This window comes from Streptomyces sp. NPDC040410 (assembly GCF_055595715.1).
The window spans coordinates 1-19,758 of sequence record NZ_JBVIVK010000020.1 but is presented as its reverse complement, the minus strand read 5'-3'; the positions used below and the strand labels follow the sequence as shown (position 1 = coordinate 19,758).

The window sequence follows — 19,758 nt, the reverse complement described above, 5'->3', positions numbered from 1 at the left end:
TGTGACATAGCACATGGCATCGGCGAGCCATAACATCCGGGCCCGTCCTACGCCCCGGTCACGCTCCACGTGCGCGTGGCCCAGGTCCTCAAGTGCGGTGACTTCCGGATGAGTTGGCGGTACGCGGCGGTGGCGGACCGGAACATCGTCTCCACCACGTCGCCGGCGACCGTGTCGCGTCGCCAGGCAAGCACGTAACGGCACCACAGCGGCGTACCGACCAGCGGCCTGATCACCACATCCGGGATCGGTCGCAGTGTCGCCTGGACGACGGACACACCCAGGCCGTCGGCGATCATGCTCTGCAACTGCAGCTGGTCACCGAGGAATTCGTGCACCGCAACCGGGGAGAAGCCCGCCGCCTCACAGGCGGTGTAGAAGACCCCCGGCCATCCTGCTCCGTCGTCCGGTGTCACGAACCAGGCGTCTTCGGCCAGATCGCCGAGCGAGACCTGAGTGCGGTGGCTGAGGCGATGACGGGACGGCAGGGCCACGAACGTGGGCTCGGTGACGATCCCGCGGTGCGTCACGGCGTCCGAATGCCTCAGCTCCATTCCGGGGTAGTCCGCGGCGACGGCCGCGTCCACCGCGCCCTCCTCCAGGAGTTCGACGATCCGCGAGGAGGCGTACACGCTGCTCACGGCGAGCGGGACATCCGGCAGCCGGGCGCGGACCCGGGAGACCATGCCCGACAGCACCGGGGAGTTGGTCGCCGCCACGCGCAGGGTCCGAGGGGTTCGCGCGGCTTCGACGGCCGGACGGTACCCGATCGCGGCCGCACGGGCCAGGACGTCGCGCGCCTGGGCGACGACCTCGATGCCGTACCGTGTCAGCGTCACACCGCTCGCATCGCGCTCGAACAGCGAGTCGCCGAAGTAGCGCTCGATCCGCCGGAGTTGGGTGCTCATGGCCGGCTGTGAGTACCCGAGGTCCGACGCGGCCCGGCCCACGCTCCCCGCATCGGCGATCGCGCACAGCACGCGCAGATGCCGAAGCTCCAGCTCCATCCGTCCACGCCCCCATCCGTCCGCCCGGCGGACAGGAAGCGTTCCATCGCGCCGGCGCACGCGCAAGGCGCAGGTGCGCCAAGAACATCCGGACGGGAACCCGCCGGCACGGCCGGTGTCGGCGATTCGGCAGAAGCTCACCCGACGGTGGGAGCGGATCCTGACGTCGATGTCGGGGCCGGCGCCCACCACGGTGGCTGTACTCATGTCGTTCTGCCTTTCCGGAGATCCACTCCATGCCTACGGTCCTCTCTGACCGCACTCCATCAGGCAGACTCAGTCCCATGGAAACTGCTGAGTTCATTGAGATCCTGGACCGGGAGGGCCGGTCGATGGCCGGGGCGGCCGAGGCGGCCGGGACCGACGCCAAGGTGCCGACCTGCCCGGACTGGCAGGTGCGGGACCTGCTGCGGCACACCGGGATGGTGCATCGCTGGGCGGCCTCGTTCGTCGCCGAGGAGCGCACGGCCCCGCATCCCGGCGGGGGCCTGCCCGGCCTCGACGGCGCCGAGCTGCTGGCCTGGTTCCGGGAGGGACACCGGTACCTCGTGGACGCCCTCCGTTCCGCCGCGCCGGACGTGCGGTGCTGGTCCTTCCTGCCCGCGCCGTCGCCGCTGGCGTTCTGGGCGCGGCGGCAGGCGCACGAGACGGCCGTGCACCGGTTCGACGCGGAATCCGCTCGGGGCGGCGCCCCGAGTGACATCGCCCCCGGCTTCGCGGCCGACGGTATCGACGAGCTGCTGCGCGGTTTCCACGCCCGTCCCGGGAGCAGGGTCCGCACCGACGAGCCCCGGGTGCTGCGGGTCCGGGCCACGGACACGGACGACGCCGTGTGGACCGTACGGCTGTCGCAGGAGCCGCCGACCGCCAACCGGGGCGGCACGGGCGCCGCCGACTGCGAACTGGCCGGGCCGGCCGCGCAGTTGTATCTGTCACTGTGGAACCGGGTGCCCTTCCCGGGCGTGACCGGTGACGCGTCTGTCGCCGCGCTGTGGCGCGAGAAGTCCGCGGTGACCTGGAGCTGAGCAGGACGCAGCCCGCGGGACGAACCGTCAGCCCGCCAGCATCCGGCTCAGCACCGCGCGCTGCACCGGCAGCACGTCGCCGTGCAGCGCGCGCCCCTTCTCCGTGAGCGCAACGCGTACGCCCCGCCGGTCCTCCGGGCACATGCCGCGCTCGACGAGGCCGTCCTTCTCCAGGCGGGCGATGAGCCGTGACAGCGCGCTCTGGCTGAGGTGGACCCGGTCGGAGATCTCCTGGACACGATAGGAGCAGGCGCCGTCCGACGAGCGCCCCTCGGCGAGAACGTCCAGCACCTCGAAGTCGCTGGCGCACAGGCCGTGTTGGTGCAGTGCGCGGTCGAGTTCGCACTGGGTGCGCGCGTGCAGCGCCAGAATGTCCCGCCACTGGTCCACGAGCGCCTGCTCGGCCTTCTTCGCCGCCATGCGCGCACCGTAGCAGAGAAACGAATTTGTTGCATCGGAATTAAATGTCTTTGCATGTGATGCATGTGCATGTAGCGTCCTCGGCATGACCTCTCCGCTCACCACCCCCGCATCCGAGGGACGCTGGACCCCCCGGCTGTGGGGCACCCTGCTGGTGCTCTGCGCCGCGATGTTCCTGGACGCGCTCGACGTCTCGATGGTCGGCGTCGCACTGCCGTCCATCGGCACCGACCTCGGCCTGTCCACCTCGACGCTGCAATGGATCGTCAGCGGCTACATCCTGGGCTACGGCGGTCTGCTCCTCCTCGGCGGACGCACCGCCGACCTGCTCGGCCGACGCCAGGTCTTCCTGGTCGCCCTCGCCGTCTTCGCCCTGGCCTCGCTGCTCGGCGGGCTCGTCGACTCGGGTCCGCTGCTGATCGCCAGCCGTTTCATCAAGGGCCTGAGCGCGGCCTTCACCGCGCCCGCCGGCCTGTCGATCATCACCACGACCTTCGCCGAGGGTCCGCTGCGCAACCGCGCGCTGTCGATCTACACCACCTGCGCGGCCACCGGTTTCTCGATGGGCCTGGTGCTGTCCGGCCTGCTCACGGAGGCCAGCTGGCGACTGACCATGCTGCTGCCCGCGCCCATCGCCCTGATCGCGCTCGTCGCCGGTCTGAAGCTGCTGCCGCGCAGCGAACGCGAGAAGAACCACAACGGATACGACATCCCCGGCGCCGTCATCGGCACCGCCTCGATGCTGCTGCTCGTCTTCACCGTCGTCCAGGCGCCGGAAGTGGGCTGGGCGTCGGCCCGTACGCTGCTGTCCTTCCTTGCCGTCGCCGTGCTCCTGACGGTCTTCGTCCTGGTCGAGCGGCGCTCGCCGGGACCGCTGATCCGGCTCGGGGTGGTGCGCTCCGGCAGCCAGATCCGCGCCCAGCTCGGCGCGATGGCCTTCTTCGGGTCGTACGTCGGCTTCCAGTTCCTGGTCACGCTGTACATGCAGTCGCTGCTCGGCTGGTCGGCGCTGCACACGGCGCTCGCCTTCCTGCCCGCCGGCGCGCTGGTGGCGGTGTCCTCGACGAAGGTGGGCCCGATCGTCGACCGCTTCGGCACCCAGCGGCTGATCGCGGTGGGCTTCGCGCTCATGGCCGTCGGATACGCGCTGTTCCTGCGGGTGAACCTCGATCCCGTCTACGCGAGCGTGATCCTGCCGTCGATGCTGCTGATCGGCGCGGCCTGCGCCCTGGTCTTCCCGTCGCTCAACATCCAGGCCACCAACGGGGTCGAGGACCACGAGCAGGGCATGGTCTCCGGTCTGCTCAACACCTCCGTGCAGGTCGGCGGTGCGATCTTCCTGGCCGTCGTGACGGCGGTGGTGACCGCGGGCGCTCCCGGGAACGCCACTCCGCAGGCCGTCCTCGACAGCTACCGGCCCGGCCTCGTGGTGGTGACGGGCATCGCCGTCGCCGGGCTGCTGATCACCCTCACGGGGCTGCGCACCCGCCGTACGCAGCGGACCGTCGTGGTCGCCAGGTCCACATCCCTGGAGGCGGAGCGCGTCAAGGTACGCGACTAGGGGGACACCGCCTCCGAAGTGTGCGCCCGGCGGGGTCTGCTTGCCCCGCCGGGCGCACGCCTGTGACACTCGTGGGATGACGGACTACGGGGGACGGCGTGGTCAGGCCGAGCGGGACGCGATCACCGTCGAGATCGGATACGCGCTGTGCAGCGCGGCGTTCGCGGCGGCGGTCGTCTTCGGGGCCGTGGCCGGTCCCGCGTGGATGTTCGAACTGCCGGACACCGTGGGCCGCTTGCTGCGTCATACGGGCCTCGTTCTCGCGGCCGTGCTGTTCGTCGCCCGAACGGTCAGTGTGCTGGTCCGGTTCCGGCGGGCCCCTCAGCCCAGCCAGCCAGGCCGCACCAACCCCGACTCGTAGGCCAGCACGACCAGTTGGGCGCGGTCCCGGGCACCCAGTTTCACCATCGTGCGGCTGACGTGGGTCTTGGCGGTGCCGAAGGCCGGCGGCCACCTGCGGACAACTAGTGCCGCGTCAGCCAAGGTTCGCCCCGTCGCGACGCCCGGCACGCCCTCTCGCCGCACCGGCCGAAAGCCCAAGTACGTCCAGTACGAGGACTTCCGGCCGGCACGCCGAGAGCACGCACCGGACGCCGCTCCTTGACGGGCAAACCTTGGCTGACGCGGCACTAGCGGAGGCCCACCCCGCGAGCGAGCCGGGTCACCGCGTGCCGGAAGAACGGCTCGCGGTCCTCCACGACCCGGTTGAACTGTCCGAACAGCTCGAATCCGATCAGCCCGAAAAGCTCAGCCCAGGAGGCCACGAGTGCCGCGACGACTCCGGGCGGGAGATCGGGCGCGAGGTCGGCGGCCATCCGCTCGGCCTCGGCCCGCAGTTCGGCGGGCAGCGGGGGCACGGTCAGGCCTTTTCCCCGGTGGGCGTCACGGACGACGCCGATGACGAGGAGGCCCACGCGGGAGGCGGCGGGGACCGTGGTCTGCGGCGCGGTATAGCCGGGAACCGGCGAGCCGTAGATCAGCGCGTACTCGTGCGGGTGCCCGAGCGCCCAGTCGCGGGCCGCCTCGCACACAGCCGACCAGCGCCGCACGGGCGCGGCGTCGGCAACTGCGCCGTGCGCCGCCTCCGCGGCCTCGCCCAGGGAGTCGTAGGCGTCGATGATGAGCGCGGTCAACAGGTCGTCGCGGCTGGGGAAGTAGCGGTACAGCGCGGAGGAGACCATGCCGAGCTCGCGGGCGACGGCCCGCAGCGAGAGCTTCGCGGCGCCTTCCGCCGCGAGCTGTCTGCGCGCCTCGTCCTTGATGGCCGCGGTGACTTCGATCCTGGCCCTGGCACGGGCCCCCTGCGCTGCGCTGCTCATGCAGGGCAGTGTCGCATGAATTCAGAGCAGTGCACACAAATCAGAGCGGCGAACAAATTAGAGAGCACTGCTCTTGCCTTGGCTCCCCCAGCGATGCAGACTGACATAGAGCGAGAGCGGTGCTCACAGAAGAGAGCGACGCTCACACAGACTGGGAGTCACCGATGTCCACGCACGTTCAGAAGCCCGGCTGGTTCACCGTCAACGTCTTCAACCGCGCCGTGTCCTGGCTGACCCGCCGCGGCATCAGCGTCTGGGGCTCCCGGGTCCTGGCGGTCCGCGGCCGCAAGAGCGGCGAGTGGCGGACCACCCCCGTGAACCTGTTGACCGTGGACGGCCGGCAGTACCTCGTCGCCCCTCGCGGCCACGTCCAGTGGACGCACAACATGCGCGCGGCAGGCGGCGGTGAGCTGCGCCTCGGCAGGAACGCGGACGCGTTCACCGCGGCCGAGGTCCCCGACGACGAGAAGGCTCCGCTCCTGCGCGCCTACCTCAAGCGCTGGAAGGCGGAGGTCGGGGTCTTCTTCAACGGAGTCGGTCCCGACTCCTCCGACGACGAACTGCGCCGCATCGCCCCCGACCACCCGGTCTTCGAGATCTCCGTCAGGAGCTGACCTCCCCGGCCCGGGCACCCGGCCGGGGGCCCATCGCGGTCAGGGCCCGCTGGGCCATCGGATGGATGCGGACGATCTCACCCAGCGACGTCGAGCCCCGCGTGATGTCCTTGAACGCGTTCCAGGCCGGGCGGAAGCCGGTGAGGGCCGCGTGGAACAGACCGGGACGGCGCTCGAACACCGTCAGCAGGCTTTTGCCGACGCTCATCTCCACGCCGAGCCCCGCCTTGATCGCGAACGCGTAGTTGAGGGCCTGACGCCGGGTGTCCACGGCGTCGTGCGCCTCGGCGATCCGCACCGCCCACTCCCCCGCCAGCCGGCCCGACCGCAGGGCGAACGAGATCCCCTCACGCGTCCACGGCTCCAGGAGCCCTGCCGCGTCCCCGCACACCAGCACGCGGCCGCGCGACAACGGCGAGTCGTCCGCCCGGCAGCGGGTCAAGTGGCCCGAGGAGATGCTGGGTTCAAAGCCCGCGAGCCCGAGACGGGCGACGAAGTCCTCCAGATACCGCTTGGTCGCCGCACCTTCGCCGCGCGCCGAGATCACCCCGACCGTCAGCATGTCACCCTTGGGGAAGACCCAGCCGTAGCTGCCGGGCATCGGGCCCCAGTCGATGAGCACCCGCCCCTTCCAGTCCTCGGCGACCGTCTCCGGCACCGGGATCTCCGCCTCCAGGCCGAGATCCACCTGGTCGAGCTTGACCCCGACGTGTGCCCCTATCCGGCTGGCGCTGCCGTCGGCGCCCACGACCGCGCGGGCGAGCAGCGTCTCGCCGCCCTGCAGGACGACGGCGACCGAGCGCCGGTCCGGCACGGCCGAGCCGTGCTGCTCGACCCGCGTCACCGTGACGCCCGTACGCAGCTCGGCGCCCGCCTTCTGCGCGTGATCGACCAGCTGCTGGTCGAACTCGGGACGGTTGATCAGCCCGAACAGCATCTGCTTGGAGCGGCGGGTCCGGGTGAAGCGGCCGTTGTTCGAGAACGTCACCGCGTGCACCCGGTCCCGCAGCGGCAGCTCGAAGCCGGGCGGGAGCGCGTCGCGCGAGGGTCCGATGATGCCGCCGCCGCAGGTCTTGTACCGGGGCAGCTCGGCCTTCTCGAGCAGCAGCACGCGCCGTCCCGCGACCGCCGCCGCGTAGGCGGCCGAGGCCCCCGCGGGTCCCGCTCCCACCACGACGACGTCCCACACCCGCTGCACGTCGCCCGCCGAAGAGTTCTCGCTGCTCACGATGGTCTACTGCTCCCGATCAAGCCGCTGCCGCACCTGTCTCCCGCATCCTACGGCGGGTGTCGCCACAGGCCGCTGTGGGAGGATCTGCAGCACTCATACGTTCAACGTCGCACCCACAAGGAGCGTGCCCATGTCGTCGCATCCGGTCGCCGCGACCGTCGCCTCGCTGATGCCCAGGGCGAAGGCGGAGCTCACCGAGCTGGTGGCCTTCAAGTCGGTGGCGGACTTCGACCAGTTCCCGAAGAGCGAGAGCGAGGGAGCCGCGCGGTGGGTCGCGGACGCACTGCGCGCCGAGGGATTCGAGGACGTGGCCCTGCTCGACACCCCCGACGGCACGCAGTCCGTGTACGGCCACCTGGCCGGCCCCGAGGGTGCGAAGACCGTCCTCCTGTACGCCCACTACGACGTGCAGCCGCCCCTGGACGAGGCCGCCTGGACCACTCCGCCCTTCGAGCTGACCGAGCGCGACGGCCGCTGGTACGGGCGCGGGGCCGCCGACTGCAAGGGCGGCGTGATCATGCACCTGCTCGCGCTGCGCGCCCTCAAGGCGAACGGCGGGGTGCCGGTCCACGTCAAGGTGATCGCCGAGGGCTCGGAGGAGATGGGCACGGGCGGCCTGGAGCGGTACGCCGAGGAGCATCCGGACCTCCTCGGTGCCGACACCATCGTCATCGGCGACGCGGGCAACTTCCGCGTCGGCCTGCCGACGGTAACCTCCACCCTGCGCGGCATGACCCTCGTCCGCGTGCGGATCGACACGCTCGAAGGCAACCTGCACTCCGGCCAGTTCGGCGGCGCGGCACCCGACGCGCTCGCCGCGCTGATCCGCGTACTGGACTCGCTGCGCGCGGAGGACGGCTCGACGACGGTCGACGGACTCACCCCCGAAACCCGGTGGGAAGGGCTGCAGTACGACGACGAGCAGTTCCGCGAGGACGCCAAGGTGCTGGACGGAGTCGAGCTGACCGGCTCCGGCACGGTCGCCGACCGCATCTGGGCACGGCCCGCGGTCACGGTCCTCGGCATCGACTGCCCGCCGGTCGTCGGCGCCACCCCCTCCGTGCAGGCGAGCGCCCGCGCGCTGGTGAGCCTGCGGGTGCCGCCGGGCGTGGACGCGGCGGAGGCGACCAAGCTGCTGGAGGCCCACCTGGAGGCGCACACCCCGTGGGGTGCCCGGGTGAGCACCCGCCAGATCGGCCAGGGGCAGGCGTTCAGCGCCGACACGACCAGCCCGGCATACGCGGCGATGGCCGAGGCGATGGCGGTGGCGTACCCGGGCCAGGAGATGCAGTACGCCGGACAGGGCGGCTCCATCCCGCTGTGCAACACCCTCGCCGCTCTCTACCCGCGCGCCGAGATCCTCCTCATCGGTCTGAGCGAACCGGAGGCCCGGATCCACGCCGTGAACGAGAGCGTGTCCCCCGAGGAGTTGGAGCGTCTCTCGGTCGCGGAGGCACTGTTCCTGCGCAACTACGCGGCCGGCTGAGCCGGCGGCCGGGCGCACCGACAACCGGCTCTGCTGACAGCAAGGACCCTCGTCATGCGACGGCGGTCCTTCTACGGTCGCCGCATGGACGTCATCGGGCTCCTCCCCCGCCTCCACCTCCTGCGGTTTCCGGTCGGCCAGTCCTGTCTCCGGCGCCTCGCCGCGCTCAGCGGTGCGGAGGTACCGGCCCGCACTCTGGACGCTCCGGTCGTGCGGGGGCGAAGTCCCCGGCCCGTCACCGGGTGTTCGAGGACTGGGAGCGGCCGGTTCACGCGGAGGCGGGCCGGCTCCTGCCTCCGGGCGACTACGTACGCCCCGCGAAGGTCACCGAGTCGTCCGACGGCGACATCCTTGACTTCGGCGACGAAGCCCACGTCGTCCATGTCCCCGGTCACACACACGGCAGCATCGCGTTCCATCTCCCCCGTCACGGCGTCCTGTTCACGGGTGACGCGACCGCCGCCTCGCCGGTCGACGGTGCCGTCATGGCGGGTGTGTCCAACCTGGACCGGGCGCAGACCCTCGCCTCCTTCCACCGCCCGGCGTCGCAGATGGCGCCAGGTCCCCCCACCACGCGCCTCCACCGCCAGACCGGCGTCGCCATGTCCCTCCCCCCTCTCAGCGACCACGAACTCACGGAACTGGTGGCGGCGGGCACGCCGTTGGGCACCGGGATCGGCGGTCGGGCGACGCTGCCGGAGGTAGCCGGCGTTCAGGTCTTCGTGAAGGGGTGCGGCAGGCGCTCCGGTGGTCCTCGGGTCCCGTACGGCACACCACCTCCCGGGAGTTCAGACGGGGACGCCCGCCTCCAGATACAGCGCCGCACCGCGCTCCCGCGCCCGCAGCGCCCAGCGCAGCCGCTCGTAGCGGACGGGCGGCAGCAGCTGCGCGGCTTCCTGTTCGCTGACGAACCGCCAGCCGCGCAGCTCGGGCCCGGGCAGCAGGAGCCGGCCGGCCTCGGTCGCGTCCAGCCCGCCGCCGTCGAAGAGGAGACGCAGGCCGCCGAAGGCGGGAGGTGCGGGAGCCTCCCAGTCGACTACCAGGAGCCTCGGTACGTCGTCCAGGTGGATCCCCGTCTCCTCGGCGACCTCACGCATGCCGGCGCGCGCGGGGGCCTCACCCGGCTCGACGACGCCACCGGGGAACTCCCAGCCGGCCTTGTAGGTGGGGTCGACGAGCAGCACACGGTCCTGCTCGTCGAACAGGAGCACTCCGGCGGCCAGGGTCTCCGCGGTGGGCTCCGGGGTCTGCACGATGTCGCAGACGGGCACGACTCCGGCGTTGACGGCCTCGGCGATACGGGCGGCGGTCTCGTACGGCGTGAGAACACCGTTGTCGACCGGGTGGGCGTCTGCGGTGAGCCAGGAGGCCAGGGCGTGGCGGTACGGCTCGATGTGGTCGTACGACCATTGGCGTGTCCGCATCCCGCCATCAGCAGTCGGCGGCACCTCCCGCCCGGCTATTCGCTCGCGCAGGATCGTTTCGGCCGGGGCGAGCAGGATGTGCCGGACGGTGATCCGGCGCGCCGCGAGGCCGCCGAAGATCTCGTCGCGGTACTCCTGGCGCAGCAGGGTCATCGGGACCACGAGGGTGCCGCCGAGCTCGGCGAGCATCGCGGCCGCCGTGTCGATCACGAGACGTCGCCAGATCGGCAGGTCCCGGAAGTCGCCGACCTCGGCGAGGTGTTTGGGCGGCAGCAGGTGCGTGAGCGCTCCGCCGATGACCTCCGGGTCGAAGAGCGTGCTGTTCGGGATCAGTTCGATCAGTTCCCGTGCGGTGGTGGTCTTCCCCGCACCGAACGCACCGTTGATCCAGACGATCACGGTTCCCCCTCTTCTGTTGGCCCCCTGTGGCTTGCCCGCTCCACCCTGCCACGGAAACCAGCCCCAGTTGAGGGCACACGCACGTGACGCCGGCGCCCCTCCCCGGGGGCACCGGCGCCACGGTCCCGCATCCGTGTCCGTCAGCCGTTCTGCCCGAGGGCGTTCTCGTCGACGGTCAGGCCGTCGCCGGCGACTGCGTGGTCGAGGGTGCTGAGGGTCTCGCCCATGTCGAGATCACTGAGGTCGTCCGCCAGGGCGTGGGACGGGGTGATCGCCGCGACGACGAAACCGGTGGCGAGGGAGGCGATGGCGAGCATGCTGCGCTTCTTCATGACCGGTTCAACTGCGAAACGGCACAGGAGTCACGCCCGGGGCGCCGAAGGCCCTGCCGGGTTGCAGGGGCGTTCCGGCCCGGAGATCCGTTGTGCTCTTCCGTGCTCATCTGCTCACACCCGTCGGCAGGGACTGGCTTTCGCCCAGCCGGCTGTAGATGCGTTCCGGGGTCAGGGGCAGCGCGCGGTAGCGGACGCCTGTCGCGTCGTGCAGGGCATTCGCCAACGCGGGGGCCACCGGGTTGATACAGCATTCCGCCATCCCCTTCGACCGCATGGGCCCGACGGAGTCCGACGAGTCCACCAGGAGCAGGTCGGTGCGGGGGATGTCGGCGTAGGTGGGGATGCGGTAGTTGCGGAGGTTCGGGTTGACCATCACACCGTCCGTGTCGACCTGGTGGTTCTCGGTCAGCGTGAAGCCGATTCCCTGGGCGACTCCGCCTTCCACCTGTCCCCGGACCTGCGCGGGGTTGATGACCACGGCGGCGTCGGTCGCCTGGACGCTGTAGAGGATGCGGATCTCACCCGTCACCCGATGGACGGCGATGCGGAACCCCTGCGTATTGGAGACCACACTTCGGGGTGAGCCGTAGGCCTTGCGGGCGGCGGTGAACCTGATTCCCCGGGCTCGGGCCAGGGCGACGAGCTCGGCCAACGACACGCGCTGGTCGCCGCAGACGACCCCGTCGTCGTCCATCGAGCACATCACGAGGTGGACACCCGTGTGCGCGGCGGCGAATTGCAGGATGCGGTCGCGCACCGCGTTGGCCGCGCGAAGTACCGCGTTGCCCGCCACGAAAAGGCCCGCACTCGCAAAGGCGCCGGTGTCGAATCCCGTGCGGTCCGTGTCGGACTGCACCAGGCGAATCCGCGACGGCGTCGTGCCCAGCTGGTCGGCCGCTATCTGGACGTGCGCGGTCGACGTTCCCTCGCCGAATTCGACTGTTCCGACGGCCAACTCGTACACGAGGTCGTCGCCGAGCGTGACCCAGGCCTCGGAGAGATGCTCGGTCGGGGGCGCGGTCTCGTGCAGCGAACTCGCGACGCCGGCCCCGACGAGCCACCCGGGGCCGGGCGACGACTGATCGGCAGTGCGGGCCATGGCGTCATCCACCAGATCGATGCACTTCGCGAGTCCGTCCTCGGTGAACGTGACGTCGTCGGGGCCGTCGTGCATGGCGACGAGCGGATCACCCGGTCGCACGATGTTGCGTCGTCGCAGTCCGAGCGGATCGAGACCCAATGCGTGTGCCAGTTCGTCCATCGCCGATTCCACGGCGAACGCCGGTTGCGTCATCCCGTAACCGCGCAGCGCCCCGCTCGGAACGGTGTTCGTGTAGACGGAGAACGCGTCGTACTTCTTGTTGGGACAGCGGTAGATCATGACGGCGGCGCCGCCCGCATACAGCGTTTCGCCGCCATGGTTGCCGTAAGCGCCCGTGTTCGACACATTGCGGACCTGGAACGCCGTGAGCGTCCCGTCCGCCCTCGCGCCCAGCTTGACCGTCAACGTCATCGGATGCCTTGGCGAAGCCGTGGTGAACTCCTCCTCGCGGGTGTACTCGAAACAGACAGGTCTCCCGGTGTCCAGGGTGGCGAGCGCGACCAGATCCTCCGAGATCACTTCCTGTTTGCCTCCGAAGCCGCCGCCGACGCGTTTGCAGAACACGCGGAGCTGGTCCGGGCGCAGCGCGAACAGATAGGCCAGTTTGACTTTCGCGATCGACGGCGACTGCGAACTGGTGCGGACGTTCAGACGACCGTTCTCCATCCAGGCGATGGAACCGTGGGTCTCGAGATGCGCGTGCTGCACACGCGGTGAGGAGTACGTGCCCTCGTGGATGACGTCGGCTTCGGCGAATCCCGCGTCGACGTCGCCGACGTGCGAATGGATCTCCAGCAGGATGTTGTGGACGGGATCCCGGACGAATGGGTCCTCCGCACCGTGCAGTTGGGGCGCCCCCTCCGCCATCGCCTCTTCGGGGTCGAAAACGGCCGGCATGACCTCGTACTCCACTACGACCTTTCGGCAGCCCTCCTCCGCCGCCGCGACGGTGTCCGCCAGGACCGCGACGACGCGTTGGCCGACGAAGCGGACCGTGTTGTCGAGGATCAAGGTGTCGTCCGGATCGACCAGATGGTCCGTGTGGATCGCCGTGGTGAAACGTCTGCGCGGCACGTCTTCCCATGTGTAGACCCGATGCACGCCGGGAACCGCGAGTGCGGCGCTCTTGTCGATCGAGACGATCCGGGCGTGCGCGTGGGGTGAGTGCACCACCTTGAGGTGCAGCATGCCCTTGATGTGGGTGTCCAAGGTGAACTCGGCGCGACCGGTCACCACGTCGTTGGCCGCCGGCGCACCGACGCTCGTTCCGACGGCCTTTCCCGGCGCGGCAGTCTGTACGCCCGCGACGCCCTTCACGGCGTCCTCGATCGCGCGATAGCCGGTGCAGCGGCAGAGGTTGCCCTTCAACGACCGTGGCAGATCCTCTTTCTGGGCCTCGGTGAACGTTGCCGACGTCATGATCATCCCTGGGGTGCAGAAACCGCACTGGAACCCCGGTGCGTCACGGAACTGCCGCTGCATCGGATGCAGGCTGCCGGGTGATCCGATTCCCTCCACCGTGGTCACCTCACGACCGTCCGCGCGGAAGGCAGGGGTGATACAGCTGTGCACCGGGACGCCGTCCAACCACACCGTGCATGCGCCGCAATCGCCTGCGTCGCACCCCTTCTTGACGCCGTAGTGGCCGAGTGAGCGAAGGAAGGTGCGCAGGCACTGGCCGGGCTCTGGTTCCTCGTCAGACCTCTTGCCGTTCACGACGTATGTCATCTCAGGCCCCCGGCGACGAGTTCGCGACGGATCTCTTCGGCGAAGTGGTGTGTCAGGTGCCGCCGGTGGCCGGGGGTTCCGTTGGGATCGGCGAACCAGACGTCGGCAGGGATGACGTCGATGCTCTCCTGCAGAGTCCGGGCATCGGGCATGGTGTCGAAAGCGATGCGCACGGGCCGTGTGGTGCCTGCCGTGACGGTGAGCAGCAGGTCGCTCGTTCCCTGCGTTTGAGTGCCGATGACGAATACGGTCGAACGGCCGAGGCGGGTGAGCGCGAAACGGCGGTGCGCGGCGCGTTTCCTCAGGGCGCGCGCCGGAATGCGGATGCGCCGCAGGATTTCCCCGGGAGCCAGGATGTTCCGGTTGTTGCCGGTCGCGAAGTCGAGGGCATCGACGATGCGCACGGACCCGTCACGAGCCCACAGCTCGTACCGTGCCTCGAGTGCGACCGTCAGCGTGATCATCGGGCCCGCGGGCAGCGACAGACAGATATTGCCGCCGACCGTGGCCGAGTTCCAGACTTTGAACGAGGACAGGAACGCCTCGCTGCTCGTCGCGAACAGGGGGCCCGCGATCCAGTCATCCGGCGGCGCAAAGGCATACAGGTCACGGATGGTGCACGTCGCGCCGATTTCTAGGCCCGCGTCGCTCGCAACGAGAGGATCCCAACGCAACGCTGTCAGGTCGATCAGGCGGCGCAGGCTTGGCTGCTCCGCGGAGAACAGCCATGTTCCGCCGGCGAGCCACGCGTCCCCTTCGCACCAGTCCACGCCTGGCCGATCGGGCGGTCGCCGGATGACTTCGGTGACGGTGTTGAGGTCCATGGGAACTCGTTTTTCGATTGCGGCACTCGGCTCGATGAATGCGTCGATCACCGAGGGGGCGTACTGCACGCCCGGGTCGCGATGCACGCCGGGAAGAACACAACCACGCGCGACAGAATCGAAGTTGGCCGCTGCGGTCGAATTGCTCCTGCCGCCGGCCTTCGAGGAAGCACCGGCGGAAGCAGAAAATCAAGCATATCGCAGAATGGTCCGGCCTCGCCAAGTCGAGAAAGCGGCGGCCGCGCGCCGCAACGGCACACTTCCTGACCACGACACCGACCCGGACCACGCGGACTGGGCGAATACGCGGCCGAGTTGCCGGCTGCACGCACAGTTTCCACGATTAAACGTTCCCGCGGGATCTCCGTCTCAGACCGCCGCCGCGTCCGCCCGTCTGGCGAGCGCCGCCGCGGCCGCCCCGACCAGCCCCGCGTCCGTTCCCATCCGGGCGGGGGTGACCGTCAGCCGTTGGACGAAGGACAGGGTCGCGTAGTCGCCCAGGGCCTTGTGCAGCGGGGTGAACAGCACATCGCCCGCCTTGGCGACTCCCCCTCCGATGACCGCGATGTCGATCTCGACGAGGGTCGCGGTGGCGGCGATACCGGCGGCCAGGGCCTGGGCGGCGCGTTCGAAGGAGGCCACGGCCACGGGGTCACCCGCGCTGGCGGCGGCGGACACCGCCTCCGCGGAGGCGTCGCCGTCCGGGCCCGGCCGCCAGCCACCCTCGATGGCGCGCCGGGCTATGTTCGGGCCGCTCGCGATGCGCTCCACGCAGCCGCGCGAACCGCACGCGCACGGATCGCCGTCCAGGTCGACGCTGATGTGTCCGATGTGGCCGGCGTTGCCGGTCGGGCCGGGGTGGAGTCTGCCGTTGAGGATCAGGCCGCCGCCGACGCCCGTCGAGACGACCATGCACAGGGCGTTGTCATGGCCGCGGGCGGCACCCTGCCAGTGTTCGGCGGCCGCGATGGCGACGCCGTCACCGATCAGCTCGACCGGAAGACCGCCGGTCGCGGCCCGGACCCGCCGGACGAGCGGGAAGTCGCGCCAGCCGGGCACGTTGACCGGGCTCACCGTGCCCGCTGAGGCGTCCACCGGACCGGCGCTGCCGACGCCGAGGGTCGTGACGCGGCCCCACAGGGACGTGGCGGCCAGCTGGCCGAGCACCTCCTCGACGGCCCGCATCACCGTCTCGCCGTCCTGCTGAGCGGGCGTGGCGCGCTGCGCGCGGACCAGAATCCGGCCCTTGCCGTCCACCAGGGCTCCGGCGATCTTGGTGCCGCCGATGTCGAGCGCGGCCACGAGGTCGGTGTGCATCAGTGTCGGATCTCCCGATCAGCCATGACAAAAGGTGGCCGGTCGCGGTGGGGGCGCGGGCCGGAGATTGCGGTGGACAGTGTCTCGCTGATCTGACAACGTTGTCCAGGCTCTATGCTCGACGCCACATCCTCATACAAATCATGGATCGACGCATCTCCGTGGACGAACAGGACAGGACGCCGCACCGTGCCCGAGACCCACAGCCGAGCAGACCGTTTCTCCGGGACCCGCTATGGCACTCGTCCGACCATGAAGGACGTTGCGGCTCGGGCGGGGGTCGGACTCAAGACGGTCTCCCGCGTGGTCAACGGGGAACCGGGCGTCACGCCCGAAACCGAGCGCCGGGTCCAGGAGGCCATCGAAGCGCTGGGATTCCGTCGCAACGACAGCGCCCGGGTGCTGCGCAAGGGCCGTACCGCAAGCATCGGACTGGTCCTGGAGGACCTCGCCGACCCGTTCTACGGCCCGCTCAGCCGGGCGGTGGAGGAGGTGGCCCGCGCTCATGGTGCCCTGCTGATCAACGGCTCCAGCGCGGAGGACCCGGAGCGCGAGCAGGAGCTGGTGCTGGCGTTCTGCGCGCGGCGGGTGGACGGGCTGGTCGTCATTCCCGCCGGTGACGACCACCGGTATCTGGAGCCCGAGCTCAGGGCCGGGGTGGCCACGGTCTTCGTCGACCGACCGGCCGGGAGGATCGACGCCGATGTCGTCCTGTCGGACAACTTCGGCGGCGCCCGTGACGGCGTCGCCCACCTCATCTCCCACGGGCACCGCCGGATCGGCTTCGTCGGCGACATGCCCCGCATCCACACGGCCGTGGAGCGGCTGCGCGGCTACCGGGCGGCCATGGAGGACGCGGGCATACCCGTCGAGGACTCCTGGATGTCGCTCGGCGCCACCGACCCCGAGACAGTGCGCCGCGCGGCCGAGGAGATGCTGTCGGGCCCCTCACCCGTCACGGCATTCTTCTCCGGCAACAACCGCGTGACGGTCACCGTGGTCCGCGTCCTCGCCGAACAGGCCCGGCGCGTCGCTCTCGTCGGCTTCGACGACATCGAGCTCGCCGACCTGCTCCAGCCAGGCGTCACCGTGGTCGCCCAGGACGCGGCGGCCCTCGGCCGGACCGCCGCCGAGCGCCTCTTCCGCCAGCTGGACGGCTCCCTGCTCGCACCGGAGCGGATCGAGCTGCCGACCCGGCTGATCACCCGCGGCTCGGGCGAACTGCCCCCGGCGGATTGAGCAGTCCATGACCGATCGCACCCTCGACACCCTGGGCCTGGCCGCCGCGCCGCGCGATCATCCGCTGCTCTATCCGGGGGCCTGGCCGCCGGAGTCCGGACTCCTGGACGGGGACCGGCTGCTGCCCCTCGACCGCCTGGTGCACGCGGACCGCTCCCCGGTCCTCGCGGTCGGCTCCAACGCCAGCCCGGCCCAACTCCGGCTCAAGATGGCGGAGTCCGGAATCACGTCCTCGATCCCGATGGTGAAGACCCGGGTGACGGGCATCGGCATCGGCGTCTCCGCACATGTGAGCCGCCTGGGGTACGTGTCCGCGTCCCCGTTCAACGCGCCCGCAGCCGTTCGCGAGTTGTTCGTCCTCTGGCTCGACACCGAGCAGCTCACGGTGGTCGACGCCAGCGAGGGCGTGCCGCTGCCCCACGGCAATTTCCGCCGTGCGTGGCTGCCGGCGCCCGAGGTACGGATCGAGCTGGAGGAGGGCGTGACACTCCCGGGCGTGTACTCGTACGTCAACCGCCGCGGGGTCCTGCACAACGGCGGCAGCGCGCCGCGCAGCCACCCCGGCCAGCGGAAGCTGCTGACCGGACTCCTCCTGCGATCGGCCCGGTTGAGGAGGCTGTTCGGCGTCACGCCCGAGGAGTTCTGCGCCAGGGCCCGTGCCGACCGACGGCTGTGCGCACAGGGCACGCGGCTGTTCGCGGAGGAGAAGCTGGTGACGGCCTCCGGCCTGGAGGGGTACGTGACGGTTCAGCAGACCGGCGCGTCGTTGGCGCCGCCCTTTGCCTAGTGCCGCATCAGCCAAGGTTGCCCGTCAAGGAGCGGCGTCCGGTGCGTGCTCTCGGCGTGCCGTGTCGCCCACCTTGGCGGTGAGCTGGGGGAGCGTGCCGGGCGTCGCGACGGGGCGAACCCTGGCTGCCGCGGCACTAGACGTCGCTCACGGATGTCCGTGTTGCCGCTGCCTCCTTCGCGGAGATCGGCAGTTCGGCACGCCGCGGCGACGCGAAGCCCTCCAGGTCCGCCCGGGTCAGGCCGGTCAGCCGGGCGACCTCGTCGACGTCGAGGGCTCCGCAGTCCAGGCCGCGCAGCAGGTAGCCGGCGAGAGCCTTGGCGGTGGCGGGCTCGTCCATGACATCGCCGGCGGTCCGGTCGGCGTAGCGGGCGAGACGGGCGGAAGCCTCTGCGAAACCCTCGCGGTAGAAGGCGAACACCGCCGCGTAGCGGGTCGGGATATGGCCGGGGTGCATGTCCCAGCCCTGGTAGTAGGCGCGGGCCAGGGCGCGCCGGGTGAGACCGTAGTGCAGCCGCCAGGCGTCGTGGACCTTCTCGGTCGGACCGACCGGCAGGACGTTGGTGGAGCCGTCCGAGACGCGTACACCGGTGCCCGCGGCCGCGACCTGCATGATCGCCTTGGCGTGGTCGGCGGCCGGGTGGTCGCCGGCCTGGTAGGCGGCGGAGACGCCGAGGCAGGCGCTGTAGTCGAAGGTGCCGTAGTGCAGCCCGGTGGCCCGGCCCTCGGCGGCCCGGATCATACGGGCGACGGTGGCGGTGCCATCGGCGGCGAGGATGGACTGGCTGGTCTCGATCTGGATCTCGAAGCCGATCCGGCCGGGTTCGAGCCCCCGCGCCTTCTCGAACACCTCCAGGAGCCGGACCATGGCGGTGACCTGCTCGGTGTACGTCACCTTCGGCAGCGTGAGGACCAGCCCGCCTGGCAGACCGCCGGCCTCCGTCAGGCCGGTGAGGAAGATGTCGAGGGTGCGGATGCCCCGGTCGCGTACCGGCGCCTCCATGCATTTCACGCGGATGCCCATGTACGGGGCCGCCGTCCCGTTCTGGTACGCCTCGGCGATCAGCCGGGCCGCCCGGGCCGCCGCCTCGTCCTCCTCGGCGTCGGGACGGTTGCCGTAGCCGTCCTCGAAGTCGACGCGGAGGTCCTCGATCGGTTCGCGCTCCAGCTTGGCACGCACGCGGTCGTACACGGGCCGGGCAAGCTCCTCGGACAGGCCGAGGACCGCGGCGAAGGAAGCGGCGTCCGGGGCGTGTTCGTCGAGGGCGGCGAGGGCCTGGTCTCCCCAGGACCGGATGGTGTCGGCGGCGAAGACGTCGCCGGGAACGTAGACGGTGTGAACGGGCTGGCGGGTGCCGGGGTCTCCGGGGTAGTGGCGCGCCAGTTCGGCGTCGACCGGCGCGAGGGAGGCGCTGATCTCCTCGCTGACGGTGCCCGCGAGGCTCGTCGCCACCTTCTCCTGTCGGCCCTGGCCCATTCCACGCCTCCTGTTTTCCGCTCTACGGAATCAACAATCCGTAGAACGAAGCTATCTGTGGAGCTTCCAGCAGGTCAACACCCTGTCCACGGCGTGCTCCGCCCTGCCGCACCCGCTCCGACGCCTTCTTCCGCGCAACGGGGCTCACCTCTCATCCTGACTCGCGAGGGGAGGGGATCGCGTGTCTGACGCGAGGAGGGCGACCCGCCGGGCGGGCCTGCGGACCGTGACGGCCGCCGGGGTGGCCGACCCTCCGTTCAACACCACGTCCTCCGCCCTGCGGGAGAGGGGGCACAGGCTGGATGTGATGAGCCAGCGATCATCTGCCCGCGCAGGAGTCGCGCACGCTGGGATGAGCAGAGGCCCCAGCGGCCGTGGGTACGGTCGCGGGGGCCTCGGACACGCGGGCCGGATCAGCCCTTGCGGGTGTTGATCTCCTCGGTGAGCTGGGGGACGACGTCGA

At 70.5% G+C, this 19,758-nt stretch carries 17 protein-coding genes and 2 pseudogenes; 8 read left to right on the top strand and 11 right to left on the bottom strand.

All coding sequences use genetic code 11. From position 1 onward, the window contains the following. Positions 1–47: 47 nt before the first annotated feature. Entirely contained in the window at positions 48–1,007 is a 960-nt protein-coding gene (locus ACZ562_RS30745) for a LysR family transcriptional regulator (protein ID WP_471185732.1), read from the bottom strand. A 284-nt stretch (positions 1,008–1,291) separates the two neighbouring features. Here ACZ562_RS30745 and ACZ562_RS30740 point away from each other — a divergent pair, with 284 nt between their 5' ends. Continuing rightward, positions 1,292–2,032 carry a maleylpyruvate isomerase family mycothiol-dependent enzyme gene (locus ACZ562_RS30740; protein WP_471185729.1) on the top strand — a complete coding sequence of 247 codons (741 nt, stop codon included), beginning with the start codon at positions 1,292–1,294 and terminating at the stop codon, positions 2,030–2,032. Positions 2,033–2,059: 27 nt separating this feature from the next. Here ACZ562_RS30740 and ACZ562_RS30735 read toward each other — a convergent pair whose 3' ends face one another. Continuing rightward, positions 2,060–2,452 (bottom strand): MarR family winged helix-turn-helix transcriptional regulator, encoded by a 393-nt coding sequence (locus tag ACZ562_RS30735; RefSeq protein WP_471185726.1) that lies wholly within the window; start codon positions 2,450–2,452, stop codon positions 2,060–2,062. A gap of 85 nt (positions 2,453–2,537) precedes the next feature. Here ACZ562_RS30735 and ACZ562_RS30730 point away from each other — a divergent pair, with 85 nt between their 5' ends. Both ACZ562_RS30730 and ACZ562_RS30725 read left to right on the top strand, forming a co-directional pair. Beyond that, a complete protein-coding gene (locus ACZ562_RS30730; protein WP_471185724.1) occupies positions 2,538–4,013 on the top strand; it encodes an MFS transporter in 1,476 nt (491 codons plus the stop codon). A 76-nt stretch (positions 4,014–4,089) separates the two neighbouring features. Further along, the gene (locus tag ACZ562_RS30725) at positions 4,090–4,374 is read left to right on the top strand and encodes a DUF6332 family protein (RefSeq protein ID WP_471185721.1); all 285 of its coding nucleotides are present in this window, start codon (positions 4,090–4,092) and stop codon (positions 4,372–4,374) included. Here ACZ562_RS30725 and ACZ562_RS30720 read toward each other — a convergent pair. Together ACZ562_RS30720 and ACZ562_RS30715 are read right to left on the bottom strand one after the other, a co-directional pair. After that, a pseudogene (locus ACZ562_RS30720) lies at positions 4,335–4,448 on the bottom strand (DNA-binding response regulator); the annotation flags it as partial. The gene ACZ562_RS30725 and the pseudogene ACZ562_RS30720 sit on opposite strands and share 40 nt — an antisense overlap. Before the next feature lie 194 nt (positions 4,449–4,642). After that, the gene (locus tag ACZ562_RS30715) at positions 4,643–5,332 is read right to left on the bottom strand and encodes a TetR/AcrR family transcriptional regulator (protein ID WP_471185719.1); all 690 of its coding nucleotides are present in this window, start codon (positions 5,330–5,332) and stop codon (positions 4,643–4,645) included. A 164-nt stretch (positions 5,333–5,496) separates the two neighbouring features. On the opposite strand from ACZ562_RS30715, the gene ACZ562_RS30710 reads away from it, so the two are divergent. After that, positions 5,497–5,946, top strand: a complete 450-nt coding sequence (locus ACZ562_RS30710; protein WP_471185716.1) for a nitroreductase family deazaflavin-dependent oxidoreductase — start codon at positions 5,497–5,499, stop codon at positions 5,944–5,946. Here the strand turns inward: ACZ562_RS30710 and ACZ562_RS30705 are convergent. After that, positions 5,936–7,174 carry a geranylgeranyl reductase family protein gene (locus tag ACZ562_RS30705; protein ID WP_471185713.1) on the bottom strand — a complete coding sequence of 413 codons (1,239 nt, stop codon included), beginning with the start codon at positions 7,172–7,174 and terminating at the stop codon, positions 5,936–5,938. The genes ACZ562_RS30710 and ACZ562_RS30705 overlap by 11 nt on opposite strands. A gap of 133 nt (positions 7,175–7,307) precedes the next feature. Between ACZ562_RS30705 and ACZ562_RS30700 the strand changes: the two genes are divergently transcribed. Together ACZ562_RS30700 and ACZ562_RS30695 are read left to right on the top strand one after the other, a co-directional pair. Then, the gene (locus ACZ562_RS30700; protein ID WP_471185711.1) at positions 7,308–8,663 is read left to right on the top strand and encodes a M20/M25/M40 family metallo-hydrolase; all 1,356 of its coding nucleotides are present in this window, start codon (positions 7,308–7,310) and stop codon (positions 8,661–8,663) included. A 242-nt stretch (positions 8,664–8,905) separates the two neighbouring features. Then, positions 8,906–9,070: pseudogene (locus ACZ562_RS30695) on the top strand (MBL fold metallo-hydrolase); the annotation flags it as partial. A 381-nt stretch (positions 9,071–9,451) separates the two neighbouring features. On the opposite strand, the gene ACZ562_RS30690 reads toward ACZ562_RS30695, so the two are convergent. From ACZ562_RS30690 to ACZ562_RS30670, 5 genes are all read right to left on the bottom strand, one after another. Next, entirely contained in the window at positions 9,452–10,486 is a 1,035-nt protein-coding gene (locus tag ACZ562_RS30690) for an NUDIX hydrolase (protein ID WP_471185708.1), read from the bottom strand. 140 nt (positions 10,487–10,626) lie between these two features. Beyond that, positions 10,627–10,818 carry a hypothetical protein gene (locus tag ACZ562_RS30685; RefSeq protein WP_471185706.1) on the bottom strand — a complete coding sequence of 64 codons (192 nt, stop codon included), beginning with the start codon at positions 10,816–10,818 and terminating at the stop codon, positions 10,627–10,629. 106 nt (positions 10,819–10,924) lie between these two features. After that, the gene (locus tag ACZ562_RS30680) at positions 10,925–13,651 is read right to left on the bottom strand and encodes a molybdopterin-dependent oxidoreductase (RefSeq protein WP_471185704.1); all 2,727 of its coding nucleotides are present in this window, start codon (positions 13,649–13,651) and stop codon (positions 10,925–10,927) included. Continuing rightward, positions 13,648–14,475 carry an FAD binding domain-containing protein gene (locus ACZ562_RS30675; RefSeq protein WP_471185939.1) on the bottom strand — a complete coding sequence of 276 codons (828 nt, stop codon included), beginning with the start codon at positions 14,473–14,475 and terminating at the stop codon, positions 13,648–13,650. Before ACZ562_RS30675 ends, ACZ562_RS30680 begins: the two co-directional genes overlap by 4 nt. A 369-nt stretch (positions 14,476–14,844) precedes the next feature. After that, positions 14,845–15,792, bottom strand: a complete 948-nt coding sequence (locus ACZ562_RS30670; RefSeq protein ID WP_471185702.1) for an ROK family protein — start codon at positions 15,790–15,792, stop codon at positions 14,845–14,847. 189 nt (positions 15,793–15,981) lie between these two features. On the opposite strand from ACZ562_RS30670, the gene ACZ562_RS30665 reads away from it, so the two are divergent. Both ACZ562_RS30665 and ACZ562_RS30660 read left to right on the top strand, forming a co-directional pair. Beyond that, positions 15,982–17,031, top strand: a complete 1,050-nt coding sequence (locus ACZ562_RS30665; protein WP_471185700.1) for a LacI family DNA-binding transcriptional regulator — start codon at positions 15,982–15,984, stop codon at positions 17,029–17,031. 7 nt (positions 17,032–17,038) lie between these two features. Further along, positions 17,039–17,818: a hypothetical protein gene (locus ACZ562_RS30660; protein ID WP_471185697.1), complete on the top strand. Its 780-nt coding sequence runs from the start codon at positions 17,039–17,041 to the stop codon at positions 17,816–17,818. 136 nt (positions 17,819–17,954) lie between these two features. Here ACZ562_RS30660 and ACZ562_RS30655 read toward each other — a convergent pair whose 3' ends face one another. Then, on the bottom strand, positions 17,955–19,295 hold the full coding sequence (locus ACZ562_RS30655) for a DUF6986 family protein (protein ID WP_471185695.1): 1,341 nt from the start codon (positions 19,293–19,295) through the stop codon (positions 17,955–17,957). Positions 19,296–19,758: the final 463 nt, after the last annotated feature.

What these genes read in the sequence shown, in the direction of transcription:
- ACZ562_RS30745 (WP_471185732.1), bottom strand. Translation starts at nt 1,007, where the DNA reads ATGGAGCTGGAGCTTCGGCATCTGCGCGTGCTGTGCGCGATCGCCGAT.
- ACZ562_RS30740 (WP_471185729.1), top strand. Translation starts at nt 1,292, where the DNA reads ATGGAAACTGCTGAGTTCATTGAGATCCTGGACCGGGAGGGCCGGTCG.
- ACZ562_RS30735 (WP_471185726.1), bottom strand. Translation starts at nt 2,452, where the DNA reads ATGGCGGCGAAGAAGGCCGAGCAGGCGCTCGTGGACCAGTGGCGGGAC.
- ACZ562_RS30730 (WP_471185724.1), top strand. Translation starts at nt 2,538, where the DNA reads ATGACCTCTCCGCTCACCACCCCCGCATCCGAGGGACGCTGGACCCCC.
- ACZ562_RS30725 (WP_471185721.1), top strand. Translation starts at nt 4,090, where the DNA reads ATGACGGACTACGGGGGACGGCGTGGTCAGGCCGAGCGGGACGCGATC.
- ACZ562_RS30715 (WP_471185719.1), bottom strand. Translation starts at nt 5,332, where the DNA reads ATGAGCAGCGCAGCGCAGGGGGCCCGTGCCAGGGCCAGGATCGAAGTC.
- ACZ562_RS30710 (WP_471185716.1), top strand. Translation starts at nt 5,497, where the DNA reads ATGTCCACGCACGTTCAGAAGCCCGGCTGGTTCACCGTCAACGTCTTC.
- ACZ562_RS30700 (WP_471185711.1), top strand. Translation starts at nt 7,308, where the DNA reads ATGTCGTCGCATCCGGTCGCCGCGACCGTCGCCTCGCTGATGCCCAGG.
- ACZ562_RS30685 (WP_471185706.1), bottom strand. Translation starts at nt 10,818, where the DNA reads ATGAAGAAGCGCAGCATGCTCGCCATCGCCTCCCTCGCCACCGGTTTC.
- ACZ562_RS30680 (WP_471185704.1), bottom strand. Translation starts at nt 13,651, where the DNA reads ATGACATACGTCGTGAACGGCAAGAGGTCTGACGAGGAACCAGAGCCC.
- ACZ562_RS30675 (WP_471185939.1), bottom strand. Translation starts at nt 14,475, where the DNA reads ATGGACCTCAACACCGTCACCGAAGTCATCCGGCGACCGCCCGATCGG.
- ACZ562_RS30670 (WP_471185702.1), bottom strand. Translation starts at nt 15,792, where the DNA reads ATGCACACCGACCTCGTGGCCGCGCTCGACATCGGCGGCACCAAGATC.
- ACZ562_RS30660 (WP_471185697.1), top strand. Translation starts at nt 17,039, where the DNA reads ATGACCGATCGCACCCTCGACACCCTGGGCCTGGCCGCCGCGCCGCGC.
- ACZ562_RS30655 (WP_471185695.1), bottom strand. Translation starts at nt 19,295, where the DNA reads ATGGGCCAGGGCCGACAGGAGAAGGTGGCGACGAGCCTCGCGGGCACC.